The 20,255-nt window shown below is 36.7% G+C and carries 21 protein-coding genes; 12 read left to right on the plus strand and 9 right to left on the minus strand.

Features of this window, described 5'->3' with window-relative positions; all coding sequences use genetic code 11:
* Positions 1-216: 216 nt before the first annotated feature.
* Together LB076_RS04735 and LB076_RS04740 are read right to left on the minus strand one after the other, a co-directional pair.
* The gene (locus tag LB076_RS04735; RefSeq protein ID WP_066333541.1) at positions 217-750 is read right to left on the minus strand and encodes a hypothetical protein; all 534 of its coding nucleotides are present in this window, start codon (positions 748-750) and stop codon (positions 217-219) included.
* 153 nt (positions 751-903) lie between these two features.
* Positions 904-1,647, minus strand: coding sequence for a DUF3575 domain-containing protein (locus tag LB076_RS04740; RefSeq protein ID WP_066333545.1), 744 nt, complete (start codon positions 1,645-1,647; stop codon positions 904-906).
* 61 nt (positions 1,648-1,708) lie between these two features.
* Here LB076_RS04740 and LB076_RS04745 point away from each other — a divergent pair, with 61 nt between their 5' ends.
* Positions 1,709-3,202, plus strand: coding sequence for a hypothetical protein (locus LB076_RS04745; protein ID WP_066333548.1), 1,494 nt, complete (start codon positions 1,709-1,711; stop codon positions 3,200-3,202).
* Positions 3,203-3,284: 82 nt separating this feature from the next.
* Here LB076_RS04745 and ahcY read toward each other — a convergent pair whose 3' ends face one another.
* Positions 3,285-4,601, minus strand: coding sequence for an adenosylhomocysteinase (gene ahcY / locus LB076_RS04750; RefSeq protein ID WP_066333551.1), 1,317 nt, complete (start codon positions 4,599-4,601; stop codon positions 3,285-3,287).
* A gap of 199 nt (positions 4,602-4,800) precedes the next feature.
* Between ahcY and LB076_RS04755 the strand changes: the two genes are divergently transcribed.
* Complete coding sequence (locus LB076_RS04755; RefSeq protein ID WP_066333647.1) at positions 4,801-5,436, plus strand: 4'-phosphopantetheinyl transferase family protein; 636 nt, start codon at positions 4,801-4,803, stop codon at positions 5,434-5,436.
* A gap of 60 nt (positions 5,437-5,496) precedes the next feature.
* Here LB076_RS04755 and LB076_RS04760 read toward each other — a convergent pair whose 3' ends face one another.
* Positions 5,497-5,895, minus strand: coding sequence for a group III truncated hemoglobin (locus LB076_RS04760; RefSeq protein WP_066333554.1), 399 nt, complete (start codon positions 5,893-5,895; stop codon positions 5,497-5,499).
* 169 nt (positions 5,896-6,064) lie between these two features.
* On the opposite strand from LB076_RS04760, the gene LB076_RS04765 reads away from it, so the two are divergent.
* The 5 genes from LB076_RS04765 to LB076_RS04790 all read left to right on the plus strand — a co-directional run bounded on the left by LB076_RS04765 (position 6,065) and on the right by LB076_RS04790 (position 12,472).
* A complete protein-coding gene (locus LB076_RS04765) occupies positions 6,065-6,805 on the plus strand; it encodes a phosphoglycerol geranylgeranyltransferase (protein WP_066333560.1) in 741 nt (246 codons plus the stop codon).
* 11 nt (positions 6,806-6,816) lie between these two features.
* Complete coding sequence (pnuC, locus tag LB076_RS04770) at positions 6,817-7,446, plus strand: nicotinamide riboside transporter PnuC (protein ID WP_066333568.1); 630 nt, start codon at positions 6,817-6,819, stop codon at positions 7,444-7,446.
* The gene (locus LB076_RS04775) at positions 7,401-9,512 is read left to right on the plus strand and encodes a DUF4301 family protein (protein WP_066333571.1); all 2,112 of its coding nucleotides are present in this window, start codon (positions 7,401-7,403) and stop codon (positions 9,510-9,512) included. The genes pnuC and LB076_RS04775 overlap by 46 nt, the downstream gene beginning before the upstream one ends.
* A gap of 33 nt (positions 9,513-9,545) precedes the next feature.
* Positions 9,546-9,950, plus strand: coding sequence for an alternative ribosome rescue aminoacyl-tRNA hydrolase ArfB (gene arfB / locus LB076_RS04780; protein WP_066333573.1), 405 nt, complete (start codon positions 9,546-9,548; stop codon positions 9,948-9,950).
* A gap of 290 nt (positions 9,951-10,240) precedes the next feature.
* Positions 10,241-12,472: a TonB-dependent receptor gene (locus LB076_RS04790; protein WP_066333577.1), complete on the plus strand. Its 2,232-nt coding sequence runs from the start codon at positions 10,241-10,243 to the stop codon at positions 12,470-12,472.
* 63 nt (positions 12,473-12,535) lie between these two features.
* Here the strand turns inward: LB076_RS04790 and LB076_RS04795 are convergent, their stop codons facing one another.
* Entirely contained in the window at positions 12,536-12,952 is a 417-nt protein-coding gene (locus LB076_RS04795) for a Rieske (2Fe-2S) protein (RefSeq protein ID WP_066333578.1), read from the minus strand.
* Between the two features lie 256 nt (positions 12,953-13,208).
* On the opposite strand from LB076_RS04795, the gene greA reads away from it, so the two are divergent.
* Together greA and LB076_RS04805 are read left to right on the plus strand one after the other, a co-directional pair.
* The gene (greA, locus tag LB076_RS04800; RefSeq protein ID WP_066333580.1) at positions 13,209-13,685 is read left to right on the plus strand and encodes a transcription elongation factor GreA; all 477 of its coding nucleotides are present in this window, start codon (positions 13,209-13,211) and stop codon (positions 13,683-13,685) included.
* An 82-nt stretch (positions 13,686-13,767) separates the two neighbouring features.
* Positions 13,768-14,157 carry an HIT family protein gene (locus tag LB076_RS04805; RefSeq protein ID WP_066333650.1) on the plus strand — a complete coding sequence of 130 codons (390 nt, stop codon included), beginning with the start codon at positions 13,768-13,770 and terminating at the stop codon, positions 14,155-14,157.
* Between the two features lie 22 nt (positions 14,158-14,179).
* Here the strand turns inward: LB076_RS04805 and LB076_RS04810 are convergent, their stop codons facing one another.
* On the minus strand, positions 14,180-15,337 hold the full coding sequence (locus LB076_RS04810) for a sensor histidine kinase (RefSeq protein ID WP_066333583.1): 1,158 nt from the start codon (positions 15,335-15,337) through the stop codon (positions 14,180-14,182).
* Positions 15,338-15,514: 177 nt separating this feature from the next.
* On the opposite strand from LB076_RS04810, the gene LB076_RS04815 reads away from it, so the two are divergent.
* Both LB076_RS04815 and LB076_RS04820 read left to right on the plus strand, forming a co-directional pair.
* On the plus strand, positions 15,515-16,390 hold the full coding sequence (locus LB076_RS04815; RefSeq protein ID WP_066333584.1) for a flavin reductase family protein: 876 nt from the start codon (positions 15,515-15,517) through the stop codon (positions 16,388-16,390).
* Between the two features lie 27 nt (positions 16,391-16,417).
* The gene (locus LB076_RS04820) at positions 16,418-16,789 is read left to right on the plus strand and encodes a DUF3127 domain-containing protein (RefSeq protein WP_066333588.1); all 372 of its coding nucleotides are present in this window, start codon (positions 16,418-16,420) and stop codon (positions 16,787-16,789) included.
* A gap of 73 nt (positions 16,790-16,862) precedes the next feature.
* On the opposite strand, the gene LB076_RS04825 is transcribed toward LB076_RS04820, so the two are convergent.
* Positions 16,863-17,594 carry a phosphatase PAP2 family protein gene (locus tag LB076_RS04825; RefSeq protein ID WP_066333590.1) on the minus strand — a complete coding sequence of 244 codons (732 nt, stop codon included), beginning with the start codon at positions 17,592-17,594 and terminating at the stop codon, positions 16,863-16,865.
* Positions 17,595-17,684: 90 nt separating this feature from the next.
* On the opposite strand from LB076_RS04825, the gene aat reads away from it, so the two are divergent.
* Positions 17,685-18,323, plus strand: coding sequence for a leucyl/phenylalanyl-tRNA--protein transferase (aat, locus tag LB076_RS04830; protein WP_066333593.1), 639 nt, complete (start codon positions 17,685-17,687; stop codon positions 18,321-18,323).
* Positions 18,324-18,326: 3 nt separating this feature from the next.
* Here aat and LB076_RS04835 read toward each other — a convergent pair whose 3' ends face one another.
* Both LB076_RS04835 and thiH read right to left on the minus strand, forming a co-directional pair.
* On the minus strand, positions 18,327-19,037 hold the full coding sequence (locus tag LB076_RS04835; RefSeq protein WP_066333594.1) for a HesA/MoeB/ThiF family protein: 711 nt from the start codon (positions 19,035-19,037) through the stop codon (positions 18,327-18,329).
* A gap of 87 nt (positions 19,038-19,124) precedes the next feature.
* On the minus strand, positions 19,125-20,237 hold the full coding sequence (gene thiH / locus LB076_RS04840) for a 2-iminoacetate synthase ThiH (protein WP_066333602.1): 1,113 nt from the start codon (positions 20,235-20,237) through the stop codon (positions 19,125-19,127).
* Between the last annotated feature and the right edge of the window lie 18 nt (positions 20,238-20,255).

Consider the following 20,255-nt stretch of genomic DNA (forward strand, 5'->3'; position numbering starts at 1 on the left):
TTTTAAAAAAACCCGTTTCGTTAAGAAATGGGTTTTTTTGTTTTCCAAAAAGAAGACTTTGACCCCTTTTTAGCCCTACAATAGAATACGCGGATATTTCGTCTCTACTAATAGAGATGTTGTTTGAACGCACGATATAAATAGCAAAAGCCCTTACAGAATTTGCAAGGGCTTGGTTGTTTGAGGATACTTTTGTTAATAACAAAAAGTTCGATATTATTTGATTTTCAAGCGATCAATAGTATTGTTTACACTTTTTTTAGCTTCTTCTTTGGTATTATTTGCTGCTTTCGCGGCATCTTCTTTGGCAGTGTTTACTGCTTTAGTAGCGTCTTCTTTAGCAGTGTTTACCGCCTTGGTAGCATCTTCTTTGGCAGCGTGGACAGATTCTGTTGCTTCTTGTTTGGTGTTTTTGGCAGCAGTTTCTAGTTGTTCACCAGCTTCTTTAGCATTTTCTTTTATTTCTGTTGCGATCTCAGTAGCTCTTTCTTTAGAGGTTTCCCAAGCTTTTTTGGAGTCGTCAACTACTTTTTGCGCAAGCGCTATTGCTTGTTCGTCTCCGCTTTTTTGAGCTTCTTCCAGTTTCAAGATAGCATCATTATAGGCAGTTTCAAGACCAGTGGTGTCTGTAGATAGTTGGTCATCTGTAGTAACTACGGTAGTTTCTGTAGTAGTTTCCGTGGTTTCTTTTTTGCAAGAAGTAGCAAAAAGTAAACCCAATACCGCCATGCTTAAAATAATTTTTTTCATTGTTTTGATTTTAAAGTTAATTTATAGGGTACAAAATGTATGCCAAGTTTTGATGCTGTGATTTAAATACGATCCTTCCTAATAAGGCAAAGATTACGAATTATGGAGCCGATTTACGGATAACAGTTGCAAATTTAGCACGCATGCTCCATACTAATTCCCAAAGCCTATTCTAAGACCCAATTGTATATTTGGTAGCGTTTCCGTTGTTTTTAAAGGTTTTATAGCCAATCCAAGGTATTTGCCATTGGAGTCGTAATCGTCAACATTTACGAAACGCTCTCGGGTTACATTTGCAAAACCAATACCTATAAAAGATTCAAAAGCAATATTAGAATCTTGAAATATTTGTTTTCCAATAACCAAAGAGATTCCGGTTTTGGTTTTAATATCTTTTTTTCCTTCTAAGACAGAAGGAGTAGTTGTATAAGATTTTTCTTCGGTTTGGTATTCTCGGTTGTTTGTTTTCGAAAATACTTGAATCCCAAAGGACCAACCTTCAATAGCATCATAATCCGATGAAGGGTAGTATTTTATGGCGGCTCTAAAAGCAGTACCCATAGCGGCCTTGGTTTCGCCGTAATCGTCATCATTTTCTCCAGAGAGAGTAAAGTTGTTTGCTATGTAGGCATAGGTCAAGCCTGCGGAGGCTTCTGCACTAAGTTTTTTTGAAAATCTATATTCTGCAATTACAGGAAATTCGCCGGATACAAATCCTAATAAATCGGTTTTTACAACCCACTTATAGGAGTTGTCTTTGGTAGTGCCCGATGTGGATAGTCCTGTTGGGGTGTACACTTTAATTTTTAAAGGAGTTTGTGTTTCTTCTGTTCTTGTTTGGCCAATAGCCAAGGAAGTAGTTAGTAAGGAAGTTAGTAGGAATAGTTTTATTTTCATGAATATTTAAGTTAAATTGTTAACAAAATTAGTTTATTTTTGCAAAAAAATAACAATAATTATGAAATATTTAAAACTAGTATTGCTGTTAGTGGCAATCCAATGTGGTGCCCAAAATGTAACGCTCAAATGGGCCGAAAAAATTAAAACCAAACAAGCTGTTGCTATCCTTGGCGGCAAAAACGGAAATTATTTTACCAGACATATAGATAAGGATAAAAAATTGGTATGCCGATCGTATGATAAGGATTTGAATTTTAAAGATGAAAAAATTGTAAATTTTAATTTAGATAACAAAAGACAACAGTATCAAGGAGCGTATTTTTTAAAAGATAAAATAGTGCATTTTATTCGTGAAAATGTACGTAAAGAAGACAAGGATTATTTGTATGCGGGCATTACGGATTTAAATTTAAAAACTAGCGAAAAAACGTATGTTCTGGACGAAGCGGATGATGATGCGTTAATTTTTGGACAAAGAAGTATTTCTCCAGACTCTACCAAAGTGGTTGTTTACCATGAGATAAAAGGGAAAAAGAAAGAACCAAATACGTTAAATTTTAAAGTATACAACACGGATTTTACAAAAGTTATCCTTCAGAAGTCTGAACAATTACCTATCAAGGCTAAGAATTTTTTGACAGAAGAAATTAAAGTGGATAATTTAGGTAATGTATACGTTTTGGCTAAAATTTATAAAGAAAAAGACGAAAAAGAAAAAGATTTAAGTAAGTACTATTACAAGTTGATTGTGTTTAATAAAGAGAGCCAACACAAAGAATTTGATTTTGATTATCCCAATAAAGATATTGAGTCTATCGGGATTTTGCCAGGAGAGAACAATACGTTTATTTGCACTGGTTTCTTGAAGGTTTTGGACAAAAGCTTTTTTGGAAGTGGAAAAAAAGCGTTAATCTCGGATGAGTTATTTGCTACAATTATTGATTGCAAAACAGGCGCTTTAAAGTCTTCTAAAAAATATGAATTAGAAGGTTTGTATCCAGAAAAACCAAAGAAAACCCAAGATTATGTGCCGTATGAAGTGCGAAATATTTTCTTTAAAAAAGATGGAGGTGCAGTTGTGGTTGCGGAGCAGTACAAATTAGTAGTGGTAACTACTAGTAACAAATATGGCTCTTCCACCTCGTATAATTATTATTATTGTGATATTGCATGTATTCAGATTAATAGTAAATCCGAAGTGCAATCGGTGTCTAAAATGCCAAAATACCAACTAAATGCTGCAAATCCATCTATTATAACTACGTATGTTAATGGAACTACTTTTATTGTGTACGAAGATTTAGAGAAAAATGCTAATGCAGAAAATGATAAGGAAACCAAAAGAAGCACCAATAAAATGTTTTCTTCAAGTTCTAAAAACGCTTTGTTTTTAGTAGCGGTAGCACCAAGTGGTGAGATGAAAAAGGAAGTGATCTATTCGTACAAAGACAGTAAAATTAGGCCAAATATTTTTGGCAGCAAGGTTATTAATAAGAATGAAATTTTACTCAACGCAAACGATCAAATTGGATTGTTAAAAATTACAAAATAAAACAAAAAAGAGGCTGTCCCAACAGGGCAGCCTCTTTTAATAAAATATAGATTAAGCACTAGTATTGCTAGCAACTAGCGTGTTAGTATCGGTAGTATTCTGGTTTGAATGGGCCATCTACGCCTACACCAATATAGGCAGCTTGATCTTCGCGTAATGTTTCTAACTCAACTCCTAATTTAGCTAAGTGAAGCATTGCTACTTTTTCGTCTAAGTGTTTTGGCAACATATATACTTCATTTTGGTAGGCAGCACTGTTTTTCCATAATTCAATTTGAGCCAAAGTTTGGTTTGTAAACGAGTTACTCATCACAAAACTTGGATGTCCTGTAGCGCAACCAAGGTTCACTAAACGGCCTTCAGCAAGTAAGATAATGTCTTTGCCGTTAATGGTATATTTATCAACCTGAGGTTTGATTTCGACCTTAGAGGCTCCGTGGTTGGTATTCAACCAAGCAACTGCAATTTCGTTATCAAAGTGTCCGATGTTACAAACGATAGTTTTGTCTTTCATTTGCTCAAAGTGCGAACCAAGAACGATATCTTTATTTCCAGTAGTGGTAATAATGATGTCGGCATTTGCAACAACCGTATTTAATTTTTTAACTTCAAAACCGTCCATCGCAGCTTGTAAGGCACAAATTGGGTCAATTTCGGTAACGGTCACAATAGATCCAGCACCTCTAAAAGAAGCTGCAGTACCTTTTCCTACGTCACCGTATCCGCATACTACTACTCTTTTACCCGCTAGCATAATATCTGTGGCACGACGAACGGCATCCACTGCAGATTCTTTACAACCGTATTTGTTGTCAAACTTAGATTTAGTAACCGAGTCATTCACGTTGATTGCGGGCATTGGTAAGGTTCCTGCTTTCATTCTTTCGTATAAACGGTGAACTCCAGTGGTGGTCTCTTCAGACAAACCTTTAATTCCGGCAACTAATTCTGGGTAACGGTCAATCACCATGTTGGTTAAATCACCGCCGTCATCTAGAATCATATTTAATGGCCTTTTGTCTTCACCAAAAAACAATGTTTGCTCAATACACCAGTCAAAATCTTCTTCGTTTAGCCCTTTCCAAGCATATACCTGAATTCCGGCGGCAGCCATAGCAGCAGCAGCCTGATCTTGAGTAGAAAAAATGTTACAAGAAGACCAAGTAACTTCGGCACCAAGAGCAATTAGAGTTTCAATCAAAACCGCAGTTTGAATAGTCATGTGCAAGCATCCAGCAATACGCGCACCTTTAAGCGGTTGTTCGTCTTTATACTCTGTGCGTAAAGCCATTAAACCAGGCATTTCAGCCTCGGCCAATTCAATTTCTTTTCTTCCCCAAGCAGCTAGAGAAATGTCTTTTACTTTGAAAGCCACAAAAGGCGTAGTTGTAGTACTCATTTATAGTATATTTGTAGTTGTATTTTTTTGCGAATTTAAGCAATAACTTATGATTTTAAAAGCATTCATTCATATTTGTGAATTGTTTAGTGGTGTAATGTTTTAAAAATCAGTAAAATAATAATTTAATGTTAGTTTGGCTTCTGTTTTAGGAGCTTTTCCCAGAATTCTGGGGCCATATAATCAAGATATAATTACGATGCCTTTATACAAAAAGATCCAACATAATTCCGGTACACAGCTCCTTATTTGGGAAATTACGGAGTCTTATGACCAATTATTTAGCGAAGTGGTTCTAAATATGAAAAACAGAATTCGCCTCAAGGGTATGAAATCTGAACTACACCAAAGAGGTTTTTTGAGCGTAAGAAAACTTCTACAAGAAGCAGGGTTTAATGATTTGGATTTGTATTATGATGCCTTTGGTAAGCCGCATTTAATTGACGGTAATTATATCTCCATTACGCATTCGCACCATTTTTCGGCAATTATCATTAGTGATCAAACTGTTGGAATTGATATGGAATTGCAGCGCGAAAAAATCACTCGCATAGCCGATAAATTTGTAAGTAAAGAATTTAAATATTTAGACACAAAAGACCCCAAAAAATACATTGACCAATTAACCGTGATTTGGGGTGCCAAGGAAGCCATCTTTAAAATCAGAAACGAAAAAGGAATCAGTTTTAAGGAGCACATTGAGGTAGCTTCTTTTGATTTAGAAAAAAAACAAACTACTGCCAATTTGCGGTTTCAGGGCTTAAAACAGCAGTACATAATTAAATACGAATCTATAGCGGGTTTTGGTTTGGTGTATGCTTTTGAGAAAATATAACCAGCTCTGGGAGATAAAAACCCGCTTTTTTTTAGAGTGTTCTAAGGGTTACAACACAAATTATTTTGGAGTTCTGCTTTTAAACATTTCCATGTAGATAAAGGTACCCATTTTACGGGCGCGTCGTTTTAAAATAGAGGCATTTTCTCCCACAAAGAGTTCGTCTAGGGTTTGTGCCCAATGGTTGAGCCAGATTCCAAACTCATTAGGACCTATTTTTTCTTCAAAATGCGTATCTACCGCCACATGTACCTGCAAAGGATTGCCTGTGTAGCCTTTGGTGCCAAAAAGATTCATTTGCCAAAAATCCGTCAGTTTTTCTAAATGTGCGTCCCAGTCGGTAATACTTTCGTTAAAGTAAAAACCAATTTCTTTGTCTGCTCTTATTTTGGTATAAAAAGCGCCAACTAACATGGCAATGTCTTCTCTGGTAGTAATCTCTTTAAGCGGTGTCTTCATTTTTTTTATAATTTAAAAAGCCAAATTGGTTTGGTTAGAGGTACTCACAAAGATAGCTTTTTATACCAAGATAGATGCTGATTTTGGTGGTGTCTTGTAGTTGGTTTGGATTAAAAACCGTAAAAGAGAGGTTTAGCTTTTTCATAAAAAATGCTACTTTTACAACCAGATGCAAAATAAAAACAAAATATACCAGGAGATTTTAAAGGCTAAAGCAAATAAACAGCAATTATTGGCCATCTTGTTGGATCCAGATAAAATCAGCTGGCAGCAATTGGATTCTTTATGCGTAAAAATAAACCAATCTCCCGCAACCCATATTTTCATTGGCGGTAGCCTTGTGGTTTGTGATAGAATGGACGAATTGATAATTAGTTTAAAACAAAAAGTCCGCTTACCGATAGTGTTGTTTCCGGGTGATCCGTCTCAAATTTCGGACAAAGCAGATGCCATTTTGTTCCTGTCCTTGTTATCGGGTCGGAATCCCGATTATTTAATAGCACACCAAGTACAAGCGGCACCTGTTTTAAAGAAAACTTCGCTAGAGATTATTCCGACGGCTTATATTTTAATTTCTGGTGGCAAAAAAACAGCCGTAGAGCGGGTCAGCAAAACCGCTCCATTAGATCCTGAAAATACTGCAGTAGTGACTGCTACGGCATTGGCCGGAGAAATGATGGGAAACCAATTAGTATATCTTGAGGCAGGAAGCGGTGCGGCACTTGCTGTCCCGCAACAGTGTATTGCGTCTGTTGCACAACAACTAACCGCTGCTCCTTTGATTGTTGGAGGAGGCATCGTTAGTGCTCAAGGGATTGCAGATGCCTATAAAGCAGGGGCGGATATGGTGGTTATAGGTACTGCTTTTGAAAAAGATATGCATTTTTTTGATCACTTAAATAACCAATAAAACACGCCATAATGATAGATTTTTTTTTAAACGCCTATGCACAAGCCCCAATATTTCAGATTGTTTTAGAGTTTGTTGCGTTTGTTTTTGGTATCATGAGTGTGTGGTATGCTAGCAAAGAAAATATTTTAGTTTATCCAACGGGTTTAATTGCAACCATAATTTCGGTATATTTACTTTATATTGCAGGTTATTTGGGAGACATGCTTATTAATGGATATTTTACCATAATGAGTTTTTATGGTTGGTACCAGTGGTCTCAAAAAACAAACAATGCAGACAAATTGCCTATTACCAGAACAAATCTGACCCAAAAAGGCATTGGTTTGCTTCTTTTTTTAGGTACTATAGTAGTGGTTTGGAGCATTTACAAACTATTTAATTATACGATTAATCCAGAGAATTATTTGGACATTTTAGCTTCAGGAATTTTTTTTACTGCCATGTGGTACATGGCACACAAAAAAATTGAAAACTGGGTGCTCTGGATTCTAGGAGATCTCCTTGTAACTCCTTTATATGCATATAGAGGTTTAGGAATGCTGTCTTTACAATATTTAATCTTTACAATTTTGGCTATTTTAGCTTATTTAGAATGGAGGAAAATCTTAAACAACAACCAACAGACGTATTCAGAATAGCCTTGTTTGGCCCGGAGAGTACCGGCAAAACAACTTTAGCAATACAGTTAGCATCGTATTATAAAACCTCATGGGTTCCAGAATTTGCAAGAGAGTACCTGCAAAATAAATGGGATAAGAACCAACAAGTCTGTGCCCTTGCGGATATGTTGCCCATTGCAATTGGGCAGCTACAAGCCGAAAACCAACAAGTAGCAAGCGCTAGTGAGTTGCTGTTTTGTGACACCAACCTACTGCTAACTAAGGTTTTTTCGGAGGTAAACTACCAATCTTGCCATCCCTTGTTGGACAATGCCGCACAAGAGCATGGGTATGATTTAACGTTTCTTACAGATGTAGATGTGCCTTGGCAAAAAGACGATTTACGCACCCGCCCCTCTGGCAGAGACGCTGTTTTTTCGGTATTTGAAAAAGCACTAATAGACCATCAAAAACCCTTTGTCATTCTATCCGGAGATAAAGAGCATAGACTCCAAAAAGCGATCCAAATTATAGAGGATTTTAAATTGGCAAAAAAACTAGGGTTTTCATCTATTGATTTTGTACAAATTTACCAACACGGAATTCCTGTTGCAAATATTGAAAGACAATTAGGTTTTTTTAAAAACGGAATACCCAAAGCCCAATTAGTATCTGCTGCAACATTTGACAACGGTATTTTAAAATTATCAGAAAATGATTTTATAGAAAAAGCCGCTTTTTTTGACCAACAAAAAGACCAGTTTAAATTATTGAAATTTGTTCCTGCCTCTGGAGCAGCTAGTAGAATGTTTAAATTTTTGACTGTTTTTTTGACAGAGTATAAATTGAATCAAGAAACTATCAATGCCTATATCAACCGAAAAAAAGATGCAGAACTAGCCGTTTTTATTGTAGGTATGGAAAAATTTGCTTTTTTTGATGCGGTAGATACCCAATTAAAAAAAACATACCCTGGATTTAAGAGCTTAGATAGAAATTCTAAAAATTATTACTTTATCAAAATGCTTTTAGATCCGGCCTATTTTGATTTTGCAAATAAACCCAAAGGAATCATACCATTTCATAAATATTTTGCCAATACAGCCTCACCAATAGAAGAACACCTGTACGAAAGCGGGTACTATTGTAGTTCTAACGGAAAGGCGCACCTTCACTTTACGGTCTCAGAATCCCACCAAGCGCAATTTCAGGAAATCATAACCCCTATTAAGCCAAGGGTAGAGTTGGAGACCCAGACTACCATAGAGATTGCTTATTCGTATCAAAAAGAAAACACGGACACCATAGCAATGGATGCGTCTAACAACGTTTTTAGACAAGCTAACGGCAACTTACTCTTTAGGCCTGGTGGGCACGGCGCCTTGATTGAAAATTTAAACGCCCTTGATGCGGATATCATTTTTATTAAAAATATTGATAATGTTATTTTGCACAACAACACCACAACGGCATTGTACAAAAAAGCATTAGCAGGTGTTTTGGTAGCCTTACAAAAACAAGTTTTTGCATACCTACATACTCTTGATACTGGTGGTGTAGATGCGGCTACCCTGAGAGCAATAATGGTTTTTTTGACAGAAGAATTGCAGGTAAAATTACCTGAAAAGGTAGATTCACTTGCGTTTGAAGATAAAATAACAACTCTCAAATCGGCTTTAAACCGGCCTATTCGGGTATGTGGTATGGTTAAAAATGAAGGCGAACCAGGAGGTGGGCCATTTTGGGTAAAAGACCAAAATAACCAAATAGCCTTACAAATAGTAGAAGCCTCGCAAATTGATTTAGAAAATGCCGAGCAAAGCATGATTTTGAATAATGCAACCCATTTTAATCCAGTGGATTTAGTTTGTGCTACCAAAGATTATAAAAACCAAAAGTTTGATTTAATGCAGTTTATTAATTCCAATAATGGCTTTGTGGTGTACAAAACCAGTGATGGAATACCTATTAAAGGGTATGAATTGCCAGGATTATGGAACGGCGCCATGGCGTATTGGAACACTATTTTTATAGAAGTTCCTTTGCTTACTTTTAATCCAGTAAAAACAGTCAATGATTTATTGAAAAATGCACACCAGCACTAAATACCCTAGTTTTGTAGACTAAAAGGAAGAATCATGGATGTTGAAAAAATCATTACAGAATTAAGTTATAAGGCCGTTCGGAGCAGTGGTGCTGGAGGTCAGAATGTAAATAAAGTAGCTTCAAAGGTAGTGTTGACTTTTAATTTAAGGTGTTCTAACGCATTAAATTTGGAGCAAAAAGCACGTTTAGAAATAAAATTAGCACACCGCCTGACCTCAGACTTTAATTTAATTCTGAACTGTGACGAAGACCGAAGCCAACTAAAAAACAAAGCAATAGTTACCAAACGATTTTTAAATTTAATCAAAAACAGCCTGCAAGTACCTAAAATACGCAAAGTTACCAAAATACCTAAATCGGTTATCCGAAAGCGTCTTAATGACAAAAAAAATACAGCCAAAATAAAAGCCAACCGCAAACGTCCTGACTTAGAATAAGAGCCACGAACTTTAACATCCAATAGTCAAAGAAGTGGTTTGGTTTTAAAACTTTAAAGAGTACTTTTGTGGCGTCTCAAAGGGGTGCTTAAATCTAAAATGTATTTTAGACTCTGGATAACCATTCAGAGTAAAGCTGAGATTATACCCAACGAACCTAGACAAGTAATGTTGTCCAGGGAAGTAATGATAAAAAAAACGCTGATCCAAGGGTTTTTGGCTATCATAAACCATCATTTTCAATTTAACAAAAAAATAATTCCCCCTTTTATTTGTAATTTCCTTTACGAATGAATACTATTTTTGGTTACAAAACCGCAAAGACAACCCGTCCCGAAATCACAAAACAACAACGCTTAAGCACTGCTGCAACCATTCTTTTGTCGGCTTTTTCTTTGGCTACTTTTGCACAAGTGAAAGATACCACCCAAGTCAATAAGCTAGAGGAAGTATTTGTATCTGCAATACGAGCTACTACTAAAACACCGGTTAGTTTTAGTAATTTGAGTAACAAAGAACTGGCGCCTCGCAATTTAGGGCAAGACATTCCTATTTTAATGAATTATTTACCTTCTGTAGTAACTACCTCAGATGCCGGAAATGGAGTGGGGTATACGGGTATTCGGGTGCGTGGTAGTGATGCCACAAGGGTAAATATCACCATCAACGGAATTCCGTATAATGACTCCGAGAGTCACGGAACCTATTGGGTGAACATGCCTGATTTTGCGTCTTCATTAGAGAGTTTACAACTTCAACGTGGCGTAGGGACTTCAACCAATGGAGCGGGTGCTTTTGGCGCAAGCCTGAACATGCTTACCGATAGTTATGCCAAAGAAAGCAAGGGCGAAATTGCGGCTTCCTACGGGAGTTTTAATACCCGAAAAAATACCGTAAAGTTTAGCACCGGATTATTGAACGAGCATCTAGAATTAGCAGGACGTTTGTCTGTTTTAAAGTCGGATGGCTACATTGATCGGGCTTCTTCGGATTTAAAATCGTATTTTTTGCAGGGTACTTATGTAGGCAAAACCACATTAATTAAAGCATTGGCTTTTGGAGGTACCGAAAAAACCTACCAGTCTTGGAATGGTTTGGAAGATTTGGATAAATTGGAGAACAACAGAACCTACAACACTGCAGGAGAATATACGGATTTATTTAATACGACCCGTTTTTATGATAACGAAACCGATAATTACCAACAAGACCATTACCAATTGCATTGGAATGAAACCTTGCCAAACCACTGGAATACCAATTTAGCTTTTCATTACACCAAAGGAAAAGGGTATTACGAAAATTATAAAGCCAACGCAGATTTTTCGGATTTCGGATTAACGCCGGTAATACTGGATACCAAAACAATTGATGTTACGGATTTGGTGCGTCAAAAATGGTTGGATAATGATTTTTATGGCACTACTTTTTCTGCCAATTATGCCAAATCACAATGGGACCTAACTCTTGGTGGAGGATACAATAAGTACGAAGGGGTGCATTTTGGCAAAGTTATTTGGGCTAGATTTGCCTCAAAAACCCAATTAGGAGACCGTTATTACAACGATTATGCTAGCAAAACAGATGGAAACATCTTTGCAAAGGCCAACTACCAGCTAACAGAAAAAATAAATTTATTTGGAGACTTGCAACTAAGAAACGTGCATTATAAAGCCAATGGAAACGAAACTGGAGCGGTAAACGATGTTTTTAATTTTTTTAATCCAAAGGCAGGTTTGAGTTATAAAATAAATCCTAAAAACCAACTATATGCATCGTATGCGCGAGCAAACAGAGAACCCAACCGGACCGATTATGAAAATGGGAACCCAAAACCAGAGAAATTAAATGATTTTGAATTGGGATTGCGCCACCGTTCTGCAAAGCTAACCCTTAATGCAAATGTGTACTATATGGCTTACAAAAATCAATTGATTCTTACTGGAGCATTGGATGAGGTAGGAAGTCCTATTCGTGAAAACAGCGGCGATAGTTACCGATTGGGTTTGGAGTTGGATGCCACCATACCGCTATCGGACAAAGTGTTTCTTAGACCCAATATGACTTTAAGTGCCAACAAAAACAAGGATTTTTATTTTAAAAGAGACAATGTATTGACCTCTTTAGGGAATACCAATATTGCCTATTCTCCTAATTTTATAGCGGCAAACGCATGGACGTATTTGCCTATCAAAGACCTTCAAATAACGTTGCTTTCTAAATTTGTTGGAGAGCAATATATGGGTAATATTGATTCCAAGGGTTCGAAGTTAAATTCGTATTTTGTGAATGATTTAAATGTGTCCTACGAGTTCCAACCCAAAACGATCTTTAAGGCTGTTGTTTTGTCGGCCTTGGTTACTAATATTTTGGATTACAAATACGTCTCTAATGGGTATTTTTATACCTATGATGTTAGTGATGCTAGTTCCAACCCGCCAACGGTTACCACTATAGAAGGAGCTGGTTATTATCCTCAAGCAGGGATTAATGTGCTTGCAGGAGTAACCCTAAAATTTTAGTATTCTGGAGATTTTGTAACACTAAAAAGCGGCTGTTTCTATTCTGGAACAGCCGCTTTTTAGTTAGTTGTAAACCCGAAGTAGCATTCCGTTAACCTCTACTCGATATGGTTTTAATGGGTTGGGCAGGCTTCCTTGTCCAGTAAACAAGCTATATTGGCTTTTATCACAAGAGCAAACCAAGTTAATTCCCTTTAAAGTCATCTGGGTGCAACTACTAATTTCTTGGTTAGGGCAAGCGGCATCAAAGGCAGTGTAGCTTCCTGGTGCGGTACAAAATACAAATACTCCTTTTGCGCCAGCGGTTGGATAATAGATGGCATTACTAGCAAATTTTAAATTAGAATAGGCCGGTAGGTTCAGGTTAAGATCAAAGGTAAAAGAGTAGTTAGGAATATTGGGATTTTTGTTTCTATTCTCGTTGTTGCTACAGCCCAAAATAGTCGCTACAGCAAATAATAAAAGTATGTAATTTTTCATAGAATACGAATAGTTTGAAAGTATTAGGGAAACAAATTTAAATTATTTAACTTTGAAATAGATAGGATTAACATATAATTATATACTAAAAAAAATATACTATCTTTGTGGAAAGAAATCCCGTTCCGATGGGATTTTTTCTATTTACATAAGCCAGAAAGAGCAGCTTAGGCTTTGTTAACTAAAAAAATAAACGTCTTGAGGTTGGTTAAAACAACAGCTTGTAGACCATATCCCAACAATACATTAAAAAATTATGAGCGCAATATCGTATTACACCGCAGAAGGATTAAAAAAATTAAGAGAAGAATTAGACCATTTAAAAAGCGTGATGCGTCCTAAGGCATCTGCAGATATAGCAGAGGCTAGAGATAAAGGTGATTTGTCTGAAAACGCAGAATATGACGCCGCCAAAGAAGCCCAAGGCATGCTAGAGATGCGAATTGCTAAGCTGGAAGAAATTCACTCCAATGCCAGACTTATTGACGAAACCAATTTAGATGTTTCGAAGGTTTTGGTGTTATCTAATGTAAAAATCAAGAACCAATCCAATGGGATGGAAATGAGTTACCGATTGGTAGCCGAGAGTGAAGCGGATTTAAAAACCGGAAAAATATCCGTAACCTCTCCAATAGGCAAAGGATTGTTAGGGAAATCAGTTGGAGAAGTTGCCGAAATATCGGTTCCAAATGGGGTGCTAAAATTTGAGATTTTAGAAATCACCCGTGACTAATGCCTAAATAACTTTTGGTTAAACGAGATGGGTGTCTTGTTTTGTAGTAATTAATGCCATTCTAAATTTAAATAAAAATCCAATGAGTTCTATATTTACTAAAATAGTAAAAGGCGAAATTCCGAGTTATACAATTACAGAAGACGAAAATTATGTCGCTTTTCTGGACGTCAATCCTAATGCAAAAGGACATACACTTTGTATCCCTAAGTTAGAGATTGACATGCTATTTGACATGGACGAGGCACATTATTTAGGATTAATGCATTTTTCTAGAAAAGTTGCCCTAGCCCTACAAAAAACAATTCCATGCAAACGCATTGGTATGGCTGTGGTAGGCCTTGAGGTTCCTCATGCACATGTACACTTAATCCCTTTAAATGAGATGGATGACATGCGTTTTGAGAACAAAGTTAGTCTAACTAAACCAGAATTTGAAGCGTTAGTAACCAGCATACAAGCCAATTTATAAAAGCAAAACACACAAAGGATCTTTAGGGATGATTTGTGTGTTTTTTTAAACTAATTTGTATTGTAGTTCCTTTTCCGAGGGTAGATTGCAGTACTTTTATTTTGCCCGAGTGGTATTCTTCTACAATTCTTTTGGTTAGAGAGAGTCCGAGTCCCCATCCTCTTTTTTTGGTAGTAAAACCAGGTTCAAAAATGGTTTTGAACTGACTTTTCTGGATTCCGCTTCCGGTATCTGTAATACGAATTTTTACAAAATCAGTATCGTGTTCTATTTTTAAACAAAGAGATCCTTTTCCTTTCATGGCATCAATGGCATTTTTGACCAAATTTTCGATAGTCCAGCTGTGCAAACTAGAGTTGAGCAGGGTATAAATAGGGGTTTCGGGTGCTTGAAAACTAAAGATAATTTGTTTAGAAAATCGGGACTGTAAGTAGGTGTAAGAGGCTAGAGTTGCAGCAATAATATCGGTGTTTTCTAAAATAGGCTTGGAACCGATCTTCGAAAAACGGTCCGTAATGGTTTGCAGTCTTTCTATATCCTTTTCAATTTCGATAATAATCGATTCGTCTACTTGATCTGCTTTGAGTATTTCTACCCAACCAATCAATGAGGATAGCGGAGTGCCTATTTGGTGGGCCGTTTCTTTAGCCATTCCGGCCCATAATTTATTTTGCGTGGCTGTTTTGGTACTTCTATAAAAATAATAAATCAGCGCAATAAAGAGCACCAAGATCAGCACTAGGGCTATTGGGTAGTATTTTAGTTTGTTTAGCAAGGCAGAGTTGCCGTAATATAATTTTTGAAACTTGCCGGGAACATATTCAATAACTATAGGTGGGTTTTCATTTTTTAATTTAATCAAAAAACGGGCTGCTTTATCCCTAGTCTGAACCACTTTTTCGGGAACATTAACCGTATTTATAATGTGGTCTTTTTCGGTCAATATTATAGGTATAGAAGTATTGTTGCTAAAAATCAGCAAGGGTAGTTCTACATCCGTTTCGGCTTGGGCGTTGATGAGTGTTTTTTGAGCTTTTGCCCAAAGATTCATCTTTAGACGTTCTTCGTGTTTAAAAATCTGAAAAAAAGTATAGGTGTTCCATAAAATCAAAACTATAATTAAAAAAGAGGTGGCAATGAGTATCCATCTGCTGGTATTTCTTCTTTCAGAGAACTGCATAATTTAAATATTAAAGTATAAATATAACGCATTATATACGGGATTATTTCAAAAAAATCCAACCAGAATGTACAAAAACCAAGTATTGGCGGATTAAAATTATAGATCCACAGCTATAGTTCGTTGATTTGATTACTTTTGTAAGACACCATTTTAACCCGTCTAAATTCTATAAAAATGATTAGTATTGATCCCAAAAACCTCCCCACGGCTAAGGTACAAAGTTATTTGCAAGCAGCCGTAGGTCCTAGGCCTATTGCTTTGGCCAGTACCGTAGATGTTCTTGGCAATGCCAACCTATCTCCGTTTAGTTTTTTTAATGTGTTTAGTGCAAATCCTCCAATTTTAGTTTTCTCGCCCGCAAGACGCACACGAGATAATTCTATAAAACACACCTTGATTAATTGCCAAGCAACCCAAGAAGTAGTTATAAATGTAGTAAATTTTCAGCTGGTGCAACAAACCTCATTGGCAAGTACAGAATACGCAGATGGTGTCAATGAATTTATAAAATCTGGACTAACAGCCATTGCTTCGGACATGGTAAAACCATTTCGGGTCAAAGAATCTCCGGTACAATTTGAATGCAAGGTAACCCAAATTATACCTTTAGGAACCCAAGGAGGTGCCGGTAACTTGATTTTGTGCGAAGTAGTCAAAATACATATTGACCAAGCAGTTTTGGATCCAGACGGTGCCATTGATCCCCATAAAATAGATTTAGTATCCAGACTTGGAGCAAATTGGTATTCCAGATCCAATCAAGGATTGTTTGAAGTAACAAAACCCTTGGCAACACTAGGTATAGGTGTAGATGCAATAAGGGAGGATATAAAACGTAGTGTTGTTTTTGACTCCAATGACTTAGGCAAATTAGGCAACATAGAAGCCTTGCCTACGCCAGAAGAAGTTAGTATCTTTGTAGCCAATAATTTTTCTGTTAAAGCCGTTTTAAGTGCCGATGACCCAGAAAAAGTACATATTGAAGCAAAAAAACACTTAGATAATAACGATGTTATCTCGGCATGGAAAATGCTTTTGGCAAAAAAATAATCTTATATAACAATTAAAATAACGAAGATGGAAGTTACAGGAAAAATAAAAGTGGTTAATCCAGAACAACAAATTAGCGCTTCATTTAAAAAGAGAGAGTTAGTTGTTACTACCGAAGAGCAGTACCCACAGCACATTATGATTGAATTTACCCAAGACAAATGTGACTTACTAAATAACTATACTATTGGAGAACCTGTGAAAGTTTCTATTAATCTAAGAGGTAGAGAGTGGGTGAACCCACAAGGTGAAACCAAATATTTTAATAGCATACAAGGATGGCGAATTGAAAAATTAGTAAACGAGCAACCAACACCACAGGCTCCTATGCCAGCGGCACCTACTTTTGCTCCAGCAACCAATTTAAACGAAGATGAACCAGACGATTTGCCTTTTTAAAAAAAAATAAAAAAGCCTTGAATTGGAACATACCCCAAAAGTTAGATACTATTTGGGGTATTTTTTTTTGGATCTAAAAGTTAGGATATATACTGGCGCCAAAACCGATATGTTTGCCAATTTGTGGGTAGATATAAGCAGTTGTTTTGCTTTTTTTACTAACGCTAAACGCATGAAATAAAGTGCTATTAGAAAATATAATTCCAGAAGCCACACCTATTCCGGCACCAGCGAGTACATCTGAGGCAAAATGTTTGTTATTAGCCATTCTAAAAACAGCTGTTGCACCCGCAAAAATATACCCACTGCTAGCATACCAAAAATGCGATTCTTTATATTGGTAAAACAAAAGCGTTGCATTAGTAAAACCAACGGCAGTATGTCCTGAGGGAAAGCTCGAGTTGTTCGATAAATCTGGTCGTTCTTTTTGGGTTAGTCTTTTAATTAATTCTACAACAACAACCGTAGCGGTATTTGCCATAGCAATAGTGATGGTTTGCTTTTTAAAATTAGTTTTGGGCTCTAGCCCCAGATACATGCCTAGATACATTTGACCTACAGGCAATAATGGAAAGATATTATCTGCTTTGGATTGAAAATCTGAACCAAAAATAGCATTTGTTTTTGCTTGAATAGTGGTATTGTATTTAGAGTGTAACAACCACACACCAGAACCAACCAACACCGAAGGAACTATAAAAGAAGAATAATTTCGTTTTTGGGACACAACCAAACTATCCGCATTTTGTGCATATATTTGTGGCGCTAGGATACTAAAAAGATATAAAACTGCAATTTTTTTCATTTTGGTATTGGTTCTAAAATTAGTTTCTCTTTAGAGCAACGTAGTTTTGTCAAAATTAACCCATTAGCTCGTAATTGAAAGCCTTAGTTTATGTATTATTTAACGCAAGATTTATTTTTTCCAGAGGTTCATTTGGCCCACACATCAGGAGTACTTGCCTTAGGAGGCGATTTGTCTCCAGAACGTTTGCTCTTGGCTTACCAAAACGGTATTTTTCCGTGGTACGAAGATGGGGAGCCAATTACGTGGTGGTCACCCAATCCTCGGATGGTTTTGTTTCTGGACGAACTGATAATTTCTAAAAGCATGCGAAACATTCTCAATAGAGGTCTTTTTGAGGTAACGTTTAATCAGAATTTTACCGAAGTAATGGCAAACTGCCAACAAATAAAACGCGACGGACAAAACGGAACCTGGATTACCCAAGACATGATAGAGGCCTATGGAAAACTCCACCAACTAGGGGTAGCCAAATCTGTTGAGGTTTGGCAAAACAACGAACTAGTAGGGGGATTATATGGTATGGATTTGGGCTCTGTTTTTTGTGGCGAAAGTATGTTTTCAAAGGTTTCCAATGCTTCTAAGGTAGCTTTTATTTCGTTGGTTGGCTTGCTCCAAAAACAACATTACAAACTCTTGGATTGTCAAGTCTATAACCCGCATCTAGAGAGTTTAGGTTGTCGTGAAATTGCTAGAAAAGATTTTATAAACCTACTAAAAGAGCGTTGAATCTTAAAACGTAAGCTTTATAAATTGCCAGTCTAGAGTTTTAAACAAGACCAATTCGTTGTTCAAACAAGGCAAATCCAGGATTAGTTTTAAGGTTTCGTGCGCCATCATCAAACCAATCATTCCAGGTAAAGTCCCTAGTACGCCATTAAGGTTGCAATTAGGTACTTCTTTAGGGTTGGGCGGTTCTGGAAATAAATCTCTTAAGTTTTTGCTTCCTTGATGGTTAAAAACTGCTATTTGTCCTTCAAAGCCTAAAATACTTCCGTACACAATAGTTTTGTCCAATGCCACACAAGTATCGTTAACCAAATAGCGGGTAGTGAAGTTGTCGGATCCATCTACTATAATATCAAATGAAGCAATGATTTTTGCGGCATTATCGGGAGTGATTTTTTCTTCAAATGCCAAAACCTCTACCAACGGATTTAGTTTTTGTAGTTGTGCTTTTGCGGTTTGTGCTTTGGATAATCCTACTTGGTCCTCGGTATATAAAATTTGTCGGTGTAGGTTGTGGATTTCAATGGTGTCAAAATCAACAATTCCAATACGTCCAACCCCGGCTGTAGCTATATATTGTAAAACAGGACATCCCAGACCTCCTGCGCCAATAACCAGTACACTTGCTTTTTTTAGCTTGCTTTGGCCCTGGTCACCAATCTCTGGCAAGATGACTTGTCTGTTGTATCGTAAAAAATCTTGTATTATACTCATTGGTATTAAATTTTAAAATAAATAGGCCGCCGTAAACGCTAACAGTAGCGTCCAAAGAAGTTGTTTTTACTGTTTTTTGCAGCGTTTTTAATTAAAAGCTTTTTCCCAATCTTTCCACACTGGCTCGTAACCACTTTGTTTAATAATATGGGCAATTTCAGATACGGAGCGTTCATCACTAATCTCAAATTGTTCTAAAGACTGTGGATCTACCACATAGCCTCCTGGATTGGTTTTAGAGCCAGCACTCATACTGGTGGTACCAATTGGAATAATATGGTTTCTAAAGGTTTCGTTTTCTCGAGTGGAGATCGAAATTTCTAAATCTTCATTCCATAAACGGTAGGCACAAATTAGTTGGGTTAAATCTTTGTCATCCATTATAAAATTAGGAGGAACGGTTCCTTCAGCAGGGCGAAGTCTTGGAAAAGAAACAGAATATTTGGTCTTCCAGTATGTTTTTTGCAAATAATCCAAATGCAAAGCATTAAAAAAACTATCCGTACGCCAATCTTCTAAACCAAGCAAAACCCCTAGGCCAATCTTATGAATTCCGGCTTTGCCTATTCTGTCTGGGGTGTCTAAACGAAAATCAAAGTTGGATTTCTTGCCCTTGGTGTGGTATTTCTTGTAGACCTCTTGATGGTAGGTTTCTTGATACACCAAAACCGAATACACACCCGCTTTGTGCAAAAGGGTATATTCTTCTTGGGATAGTGGTTGTACTTCTACCGACAAAGTAGAAAAATCTTTTTGGATTACCTCAATTGCATTCAAAAAGTAATTAATGTTTACGGTATAATTGGCTTCTCCAGAAACTAATAAAACATGGTCAAATCCCAGATCCTTTAAAGCCTTTACCTCTTGTTTTATCTCGGAGTCCATTAGGGTTTTTCGTTTAATTTTGTTGTCTAAACTAAAACCACAGTAGGTGCAAATGTTTTGGCATTCATTGCTTAAATACAAAGGCGCATACATTTGGATGGTTTTGCCAAAACGTTTTTGGGTTAACCGATGGCATTCTTGCGCCATTTGTTCCAGGTAAGGCTGTGCTGCAGGAGAGAGCAATACCAAGAAATCGTCTAAATTTCTTTTGGTTTTTGCCAAAGATTGGACTACTTCTTTGGAGGTGGTTTGGTAAATTTTTAATTTTATAGTTTCCCAATCGTAATTTTCAAAAACCGATTTAAATTTTTTCATTAGTAGGATTTATTATGG

Origin of the sequence: Flavobacterium crassostreae (assembly GCF_001831475.1) — a bacterium.
GTDB classification, from domain to species: domain Bacteria; phylum Bacteroidota; class Bacteroidia; order Flavobacteriales; family Flavobacteriaceae; genus Flavobacterium; species Flavobacterium crassostreae.

What these genes read in the sequence shown, in the direction of transcription:
- arfB (WP_066333573.1), top strand. Translation starts at nt 9,546, where the DNA reads ATGGATGTTGAAAAAATCATTACAGAATTAAGTTATAAGGCCGTTCGG.
- LB076_RS04805 (WP_066333650.1), top strand. Translation starts at nt 13,768, where the DNA reads ATGAGTTCTATATTTACTAAAATAGTAAAAGGCGAAATTCCGAGTTAT.
- LB076_RS04775 (WP_066333571.1), top strand. Translation starts at nt 7,401, where the DNA reads ATGGAGGAAAATCTTAAACAACAACCAACAGACGTATTCAGAATAGCC.
- thiH (WP_066333602.1), bottom strand. Translation starts at nt 20,237, where the DNA reads ATGAAAAAATTTAAATCGGTTTTTGAAAATTACGATTGGGAAACTATA.
- LB076_RS04760 (WP_066333554.1), bottom strand. Translation starts at nt 5,895, where the DNA reads ATGAAGACACCGCTTAAAGAGATTACTACCAGAGAAGACATTGCCATG.
- LB076_RS04795 (WP_066333578.1), bottom strand. Translation starts at nt 12,952, where the DNA reads ATGAAAAATTACATACTTTTATTATTTGCTGTAGCGACTATTTTGGGC.
- LB076_RS04745 (WP_066333548.1), top strand. Translation starts at nt 1,709, where the DNA reads ATGAAATATTTAAAACTAGTATTGCTGTTAGTGGCAATCCAATGTGGT.
- ahcY (WP_066333551.1), bottom strand. Translation starts at nt 4,601, where the DNA reads ATGAGTACTACAACTACGCCTTTTGTGGCTTTCAAAGTAAAAGACATT.
- LB076_RS04815 (WP_066333584.1), top strand. Translation starts at nt 15,515, where the DNA reads ATGATTAGTATTGATCCCAAAAACCTCCCCACGGCTAAGGTACAAAGT.
- LB076_RS04810 (WP_066333583.1), bottom strand. Translation starts at nt 15,337, where the DNA reads ATGCAGTTCTCTGAAAGAAGAAATACCAGCAGATGGATACTCATTGCC.
- LB076_RS04820 (WP_066333588.1), top strand. Translation starts at nt 16,418, where the DNA reads ATGGAAGTTACAGGAAAAATAAAAGTGGTTAATCCAGAACAACAAATT.
- aat (WP_066333593.1), top strand. Translation starts at nt 17,685, where the DNA reads ATGTATTATTTAACGCAAGATTTATTTTTTCCAGAGGTTCATTTGGCC.
- pnuC (WP_066333568.1), top strand. Translation starts at nt 6,817, where the DNA reads ATGATAGATTTTTTTTTAAACGCCTATGCACAAGCCCCAATATTTCAG.
- LB076_RS04755 (WP_066333647.1), top strand. Translation starts at nt 4,801, where the DNA reads ATGCCTTTATACAAAAAGATCCAACATAATTCCGGTACACAGCTCCTT.
- LB076_RS04835 (WP_066333594.1), bottom strand. Translation starts at nt 19,037, where the DNA reads ATGAGTATAATACAAGATTTTTTACGATACAACAGACAAGTCATCTTG.
- LB076_RS04735 (WP_066333541.1), bottom strand. Translation starts at nt 750, where the DNA reads ATGAAAAAAATTATTTTAAGCATGGCGGTATTGGGTTTACTTTTTGCT.
- greA (WP_066333580.1), top strand. Translation starts at nt 13,209, where the DNA reads ATGAGCGCAATATCGTATTACACCGCAGAAGGATTAAAAAAATTAAGA.
- LB076_RS04740 (WP_066333545.1), bottom strand. Translation starts at nt 1,647, where the DNA reads ATGAAAATAAAACTATTCCTACTAACTTCCTTACTAACTACTTCCTTG.
- LB076_RS04765 (WP_066333560.1), top strand. Translation starts at nt 6,065, where the DNA reads ATGCAAAATAAAAACAAAATATACCAGGAGATTTTAAAGGCTAAAGCA.
- LB076_RS04825 (WP_066333590.1), bottom strand. Translation starts at nt 17,594, where the DNA reads ATGAAAAAAATTGCAGTTTTATATCTTTTTAGTATCCTAGCGCCACAA.
- LB076_RS04790 (WP_066333577.1), top strand. Translation starts at nt 10,241, where the DNA reads ATGAATACTATTTTTGGTTACAAAACCGCAAAGACAACCCGTCCCGAA.